The organism is uncultured Ralstonia sp. (assembly GCA_913056305.1).
Classification (GTDB): Bacteria; Pseudomonadota; Gammaproteobacteria; order Burkholderiales; family Burkholderiaceae; genus Ralstonia.
In genome coordinates this window covers 1-7,446 of the sequence record CAJXMR010000224.1, presented here as the reverse complement: position 1 = coordinate 7,446, position 7,446 = coordinate 1, and the positions used below count along the sequence as shown (strand labels likewise).

At 58.6% G+C, this 7,446-nt stretch carries 5 protein-coding genes; all 5 read right to left on the bottom strand.

The annotated features are described in order from the left end of the window. The coding region (locus tag QZ609_RS22450; RefSeq protein WP_295499667.1) for a mannose-1-phosphate guanylyltransferase at nucleotides 1-628 on the bottom strand (628 nt) is incomplete at its 3' end. A 79-nt stretch (nucleotides 629-707) separates the two neighbouring features. Beyond that, nucleotides 708-2,684, bottom strand: a complete 1,977-nt coding sequence (locus QZ609_RS22445) for a capsular biosynthesis protein (RefSeq protein ID WP_295499665.1) — start codon at nucleotides 2,682-2,684, stop codon at nucleotides 708-710. 30 nt (nucleotides 2,685-2,714) lie between these two features. Continuing rightward, nucleotides 2,715-3,872, bottom strand: coding sequence for a glycosyltransferase family 1 protein (locus QZ609_RS22440; protein WP_295499664.1), 1,158 nt, complete (start codon nucleotides 3,870-3,872; stop codon nucleotides 2,715-2,717). A gap of 144 nt (nucleotides 3,873-4,016) precedes the next feature. Beyond that, nucleotides 4,017-5,141, bottom strand: a complete 1,125-nt coding sequence (locus QZ609_RS22435) for a polysaccharide biosynthesis/export family protein (protein WP_295499668.1) — start codon at nucleotides 5,139-5,141, stop codon at nucleotides 4,017-4,019. Nucleotides 5,142-5,341: 200 nt separating this feature from the next. Then, nucleotides 5,342-7,408: a glycosyltransferase gene (locus tag QZ609_RS22430; RefSeq protein ID WP_295499662.1), complete on the bottom strand. Its 2,067-nt coding sequence runs from the start codon at nucleotides 7,406-7,408 to the stop codon at nucleotides 5,342-5,344. Nucleotides 7,409-7,446 lie beyond the last annotated feature (38 nt).

The following is a 7,446-nucleotide window of genomic DNA, read 5'->3' as shown; positions in this document are numbered from 1 at the left end:
CGTCCAGGTAAGCGGCCGCCTTCAGCATGAACATGCCGCTGTTCCAGTAGTACCCGCCCTCTTCCAGCAAGCGCGCAGCGGTCGTCGCGTCCGGCTTCTCCACAAAGCGTTCCACCCGGTACGTGCCGTCGACCGCAGTCAGGGCTTCGCCGCCGCGGATATAGCCATAGCCCGTATGCGGCTCGGTGGGCTCGATGCCGAAGGTGACCAGGAAGTTGTCCTTGGCGACACCCGCAGCAACCGTGGCGAGCTTGCCAAACACCACGTCGTCCTGGATCACATGATCCGACGGCAGCACCAGCAGCAGCGCGTCGGGCGTCGCCTGCAGCGCGAGCAAGGCCGCCACGGCCACGGCGGGCGCCGTGTCGCGGCCGACCGGCTCCAGCACGATCGCCGAGGGTTGCACGGCGACGCTGCGCAATTGCTCGGCCACCAGGAAGCGTTGGTCCTCGTTGGCGATCACGATCGGCGCGGCCACATTGCCGATACCGTGCAGGCGCAGCGCCGTCTGCTGCACCAGCGTGTGTTCACCGGTGAGCCTGAGATACTGTTTCGGATAACCGCCACGCGACATCGGCCAGAGACGGGTACCGCTTCCGCCACAGAGAATGACCGGGTAAATATTCATACCAACTCCCACTGAGATCTCCGCACGCTCAATCAATGCACCCAGCCGATTGCAACGCGTGTCGTGCCGCCTACATCATTCAGCTCGGACGCGCCTGCCGACGGTGCGCCCAGGCCCAAGCTCCATACCACACCGCATTCCGGCTCCAGCGCCACGCCTTGCGCAGCGGCCGCCGCCAGTCTTCGGCAATCCGCTCAAGTGGGCGCGCCGCGGTCGATCCAAGCTTGCGGACAACTGACTCAGGCGTGGTGAACAGCCGGGTGCGCCAGTCCCAGTAGATCGGGTAGCGCAGCAACGCACCGGCCACCAGCATGTCCAGCGTCAGCGTGCGCTGCCGCCACGGTTGCTCCAGCGCATCCTGTGTCAGGCCCCAGCCGGCATAGAACGGCAAGCCGTAGGTGAACACGCGCTTGCCTCGCAGCAGGGCGTCGAATCCGGCGAGCGATGACAGCACGTGCACTTCATCGGCGCAATCCACCAACGAGAGTAGGTCGGCCTCGGCATCGACAACATCGGCCAACTCGTGTGCATGCACCAGCCCGCGCCGGTTGCCGGACAACACATCCGGATGCGGCTTGTAGACGATAAAGCCGTCTGGATTGCGCTCGCGCACCGCTTCGAGCAGCGCTTCGGCCGTACCGAGCGCCCCGGTGCCGAAGCGGATCGACGCATCGTCGGCCACCTGGCCCGCCACGAGGATGACCGTCTTGCCGGCCGGCGCCTTCCAGCCCGGCGCGCGGCGGCCGAGGTTGTACTTTGTGACGCCCAGGCGAGCAATCAGCTCACGCAGAGCCGCCGCCCGAGCAAGTTCCGTGTCATCGAATTGCGCACCGTTCAGGATTTTCGTCAGCTCGTTCGGGCCGCGCGCGTCAAAATACAGCCCCTCCCGATCCAGCACCTGGCTGCACGGTGCGTTCATGTCGGAGCCCAGACCGTTCGAATGGAAGAAGCCATCTTCCATGCGCAGCATTGGTGCGCCGGCGGGGATGCCTTCCGTGCTTTTGCCGCCCCACAGCGCCACGCGCTCGCCCTGCTCGATCTTTTCCGGCGCGCCCGCCCAGCGCAATTTGCCCCCGCCAGCGGTCAGGAAAGGCGTGGCGAAAAACCGCTTCCATCGCTGGAAACGCACCCCGGCCACTTGCTGGCAATCCGCATAGCGGGCACGTACGGCACGTTGGATCTCGATGCAGTCGAGCACCCGTTCCAGCGAGCCGGCACCTTGGGCCTGCGGATCGAGATAGCGCGCCAGGCGCAAGTAGACTGCCTCAAACAGTGCGGCTAGTGTCGGCCGGCATTGACGCTCCGGCATCGGCAAGTCATCGGCTGTCAGGCCCCAGCCGGCATAGTACGGGCGGCCAAACACCCGCACTGGCACTCCGGCAAGCAGCGCTTGCATGCCTTCCAGTGCGCTTACCGTATAGAGATGATCAATGTATCGCAGCGACGCGAAAAGGCTGAAGCCTGGAGCAACCCGGCGCGCGTGCACCGGCAGTTCACGCATACGGGACAGGCACCCGGCGGCGCCATTGCTAACTGGCCAGATATAGAACTCCGCTGCAGGGTGCTCCGCCACTGCCGCTGACACCATTCGCCTGAACGCAGCAGCATCCTTGCGGCTGCCAGGCTGATCGACCAGCATCACACGCGGCCGCTCGCGCGGCAGTGCCAGCTCAGGCGGGCGGTCCGGCACCGCTGCGCGCACGGAATCCGCACAAGCATCAACCACGCGGGCCATCATGCCGGGAAGCTCGGGCGACATACCGAGGTGGGCGTCATCGGCGAGCACCGCTGCCAGCGACCCCGCTATCAGGTCACCACCCTTGTCAGCATGTGGCAGCACAAACCAGGACAGCATTGGCATGCCGACGTCGCATTCCGACCAGATCGGCCCTGGCAGCAGTGCAGCCTGCTCGGCCCCGACCATTCGCGCCAAGTGGCGGGCAACCCGGCCGGCCAGTCGACCCGCCCAGATCCCCTCGCCGCCGGCCCCAATGAAAGAAGCTAGCGTGCGCCAACCGCGGGTAATGCTGCGCATGTGGAGAGCGGCCTGCGGCACAGGCGCGGCGAGCGTACCCCGGCTCTCCATTTACACCAATTCCTCAATGAACGTGTCGACCACCTCGAAGTGCTCTTGCCAGGTCGGCGCGCGAAACGCTTCGATACGCGCGAGCTGCGCGGTGCGCTGCGGACTTCCCGCGCCGGCGTACTGCATGATGCGCGTCATCCAGCCGGGGCCGTCGAGCGGATCAAGATATTCCGGAATATCGCCTGCGATTTCGTGGAAAACCGGCAGATCGCTGGCGATGACGGGCACTCGCAGCGCCAGCGCCTCAGCCAGGGGCATGCCATAGCCCTCCACGAATGATGGGAACAGCAGTGCCTGGGCGTGCAGCAGGTAGTTGTGCAGACGAGCATCCGAGCAGCTGGCTTCTTCGATGACCTTGCCCTTCAAGGGTCCACAGCGCTCCAGCATGTCGACCGCATTCTCGCACTCCCATCCGCGCCGACCGATCACCACCAGCGTCGGCGCCCGGTCTCCCAGGTTCTCGACCAGGCGGCGCCAGACATGGAGCACAAACCAGTGATTCTTGCGAGGCTCGATGGTGCCCAGCATGACGAAATAAGGATCGGCAAGCGGGCGCTCCCCCGCTACCGCATCGGGCACGCCCGAGGCAAGGCGGGCAACAACGGCCCCAGGTAAGGGCCAGCCTGCGCGCTGCGCCTGCTCCGTCAGGGAATCCAGCGTGGCCTGGGAGTTGGCGATGATCCCGGCAGCATGGCCGAGCGCGACACGCATGCGTTCGTGATGCGTTTCACGTACGCCGGGGCGGCAGTATTCGGCATGCGTCAGCGGAATCAGATCGTGCACCATGAATACCGACCGGATGTTTCTCTTTGCCATCGCGCGGAAATACCGGCCGAACTCCATTCCTGAATGACTAGTATGCAAAAGCACACCATGATTAGGGATACAGTCGCGCCTCACGGCGCCCAGGATAGCCCGGATCATAATGGCCCGTGCACCCCTCGAACGGGTGAAGTCCTGTTTTAGCAACAGCTCGAACGCCAGCGCCGATTCGCGCTCCGATAGCACGACATAAAAGCCCTGCTCGCTCAATACCGCACGTGCGCGATGGGCGTAATGCTGGATGTAGGCGAGTCCGACGCGATCCACGCCGGTCGGCAGCATGCGCTTGGACAGGCGGTCCAGCAGGCGGGTGACATCCAAGAATATAGGCAGCACAATTCTCTATAAATAAATCTACGGGGTCGAGACTAAACCAGCACCAATCTGCTCTGCTATCGGATATCGGTCTCAACGCATTCGTAGAGCCGCCTCACCGGGTCAGCCTTTACGACTTAGGGGCCCTCAACGGGCCCCAGGACATTATTTGGTGACGCTATAACCGCTCAGAATCGGATAGGCAATCGATAGTACGATGTTCAGGAACTTCTGCAGCTCAGCACCGGAAGCGTTAGATATATACAGAACATCTTTATTGCGAATCGGGAAATTCTGCGCAACGAAGAACGTGCCCGGATCCTTCATATCCACGCGATAGATTACGGGCAGCTTGCCTTCCGGCGTAAGTCGATCCGTACCATTCGCAAGATTGCCCAATACCGTAGGATCTTCGAAGCGGAAGATAAACACACCTCGCGTATCGGCTCGGTTGTCCTGGAGGCCGCCGGTACGCGCCAAGGCTTGGGCAAGCGTAATCCCCTGAGCCTCAAAGGCAATCTCCTCATTCTTACCCGTAGCGCCGAGCGCCGTAAAGCTGAGAGGTTGATAGAGCGCCGTGACAACATCACCCGGTTGCAGAACGATGTTCTGCTTAGGGTCCTGAATAATCGTGTCCAGCGGAAGCGCCTGAACTTGATCACCCCGCGTCATTTGGATCGTCATCTTCCCAACAGGTTGACGGACCCCACCTGCCGCTGCAACCGCATCAAGTAACCGTTCACCTCGGGCAGTGAGGGGCATGCGGGTGCTATTGGAAAACTCACCGACGACGGTGACGTTCGCCGTTGTATTGCGTACTACTCGCACCAAGACCTGAGGCTGGTTTGCCTTGTCTTTCAGCCGGCGCACGATGTCAGCCTCGATCTGCGGAGGCGATTTTCCGGCCACCGGGATCGACCCAGCAAAAGGTATATTGATCTGGCCCACAGCACTCACCATCTGCTCCGGGAAGGTCGTGACGCGAGAAGTCCCGATGCCAGCGCGAGGATCCAGCACTGCGGTACCGAACAAGGAAGCCGGAGGCGCTTCCCAAATGGATACCTCGACAACATCGCCTGGGCCGACGGTATAGCCTGCGGCAGGTCTCGCGCCAAAGATCTCAGAGAACATGCGACGCCTTTGACCACCCATCACCTGACGGGCTAATGCGTCGGTCACATCGAGCACCTTGATGGGGGACTCTGCGACGTCGGACTGTCCTCCCGCTACCTGCTCGGTGGTCGGCCCGGAAGCAGGAAGCCAAGATCCGACGTTTGCGCAGCCAGCCATAAGGGTCGTGGCGAAAGTCAGCAAGCCAAGTCGATGTCTCGACAGAATAAGTGATGCGCTAAACATTGTTTGTCTACTTCATATTAGATCGGATTGGGCCGTGAACTAGGGCCCACCGAAAAATCGTTCACATCCATGATCCAAGCCAACAACATCTTGAAGCGACCCACATCGGCCGAAATCACAATACGAATCAGAATTCAATGAATATTCTTGTGCATTTGAACGAGCCTCTCCAGAATCGCATCCGGATCGTTGTCCGGGAGAATGCATCCCTTCGAATAGGTTCGGACACGGTCTGCCGGCGCGCCAAGATCAAAACAGGCTACACGAACATCCATTTGCATGAGTTCCGCAACTACGTATGAGAAGGTTTCCGGCCAGATGCTCGGAAACAGGAATACATTCGCTCCACAACCTTCAATGACTTTCGGCAACGCATCTTTATCATAACGACCGGTGACGGCTAACCCATCAATCGGCAGGCGTGCGTCCACCTCTCCGATCACGGTAATCTTGATTCCATTGTTGCGCCACCTGTCGCTCTTGATTGCCTTCACAATACCCAGCACGACATCCAGGCCCTTTTGATAATTGATTCCCCCAACCACTCCGATATGCATCGCTTGCCCTCGAGAAATTTTAGGCAAGCGGGGCTTCTTGCTAAGCACGTGCGGCACGACTTCAATATTTCCTAAAATCTCCGGATATGCTTTGGCAATTATCTCTCGGCTATTCTCCGAAAAACACTTAACCAGACTTGCGGTGGCCAACACTTCCCCCCAAACAGCACGCCACTCGAATATTGACGCATTGCGTGGCATAAATGATGCCACCTTCGGCGGAATATTCGGCAAACACTTCACGCACGACTCCAGGTCCGTCGGCACCTCACAATAACTCCCTTCACTGTTCAGCAACGTGTAGGAGGGGCAAACCGGATAAAAATCATGGATCAACACAACAAGTTCAAGCCGGTACTTCCTCGCAAGCTCGGAAATCTTGCCGCCGACCGCCAATGGGCTGGCTGAAGCCACCGCGTTGTTGTAATAGATCTTCGAGACCTGCACCAGCCCAAACAACTCATCTAGATCATTGACAGAATCAAGCCTTAGGTCGATTCTTTCATCCAAATAATCAATTCCTAAAGAAATCTTCTTATTGATCGAATTATCCGTGAAAACCATGACCGGAACACCTTTACCGACATAAGACTCAACAAGCTCTTTGCGATAATGATTTGCTCCGCCTCCCAGGTCGTGATCCACAACAAGAACGGCACGAACACCCGATTGCTTCCAAGCCAAGCTCATCTTGGCCAACATCCGAAATATCTTCGCGGGATCCTTCTTGATATGCTCCTGCACAATCCGATCATATGCTGGATAGCGGGAGAGCAGCAATTTATGATTCCTCTCAATCAAAGCCATCTTCTCAGCAGAAGGAAACGAGCCGCCATGCTTGTGGTATACAAAGAGGTTATTAACCAGAATGTGTTTATACCCCGCAGAAGATGCGCGCATACACCAGTCGTTCTCCTCCCCGTACCCCTTCCCATACGCGATGTCGAACATCCCGAGGTCCTGGACCACTCGCCTCTTGATGGCCATGCAGAACCCCACACCCGTAGGAATCTCCACGGGCGATAGCGGGAGACCGGCAAAGCCGGAATCAATCTCGTCTGTATTCAACCCTAAATATAGGTCGTTATCCTGGACGAAATTCGGGAAGCTACAGATAGTTGCACAATTGGAAAATGGCGTTGCGCTTGCCACGCTTGGATCCAACAACATTGGGGCCAGCAATCGGCGAAGCCAATCCGCAGGAACTTCCGTGTCCGTATTGAGAAGCACAAAGATGTCGGACGATAGCGATTCAACCGCTCGGTTTACCGCCCCCACAAACCCCAAGTTCGCTCGATTTTCAACCAGAACATAATTGCGAAACTTCTTTCCTACATCTCTAAGGAACGGCAACACGCGGGCATCAGGACTGCAATCATCGACAACAATGATTCTATAGTCGCCGCAAGTATTTCTACTCAAACTTTCAAACAACGGACCCAAATAATCAAACCCGTTATAAACCGGAATCACGATATCCACGCAATTCGACTTAATCCACTTCCCGACAAAATCATCAGAGCCATTGTCACGAGCGAAGACATCTGCAACCTCATAATCCTCCCCTCCTTCAATCACCCCTCCCTCAGCCGAATGATCCGCCTGACGAGATTCCACGTAGTAGTACCTAGGGATGGTGTTCAAAACTTCCTCCGGCGAGGGCAATCAAAGGAAGGTTCGCA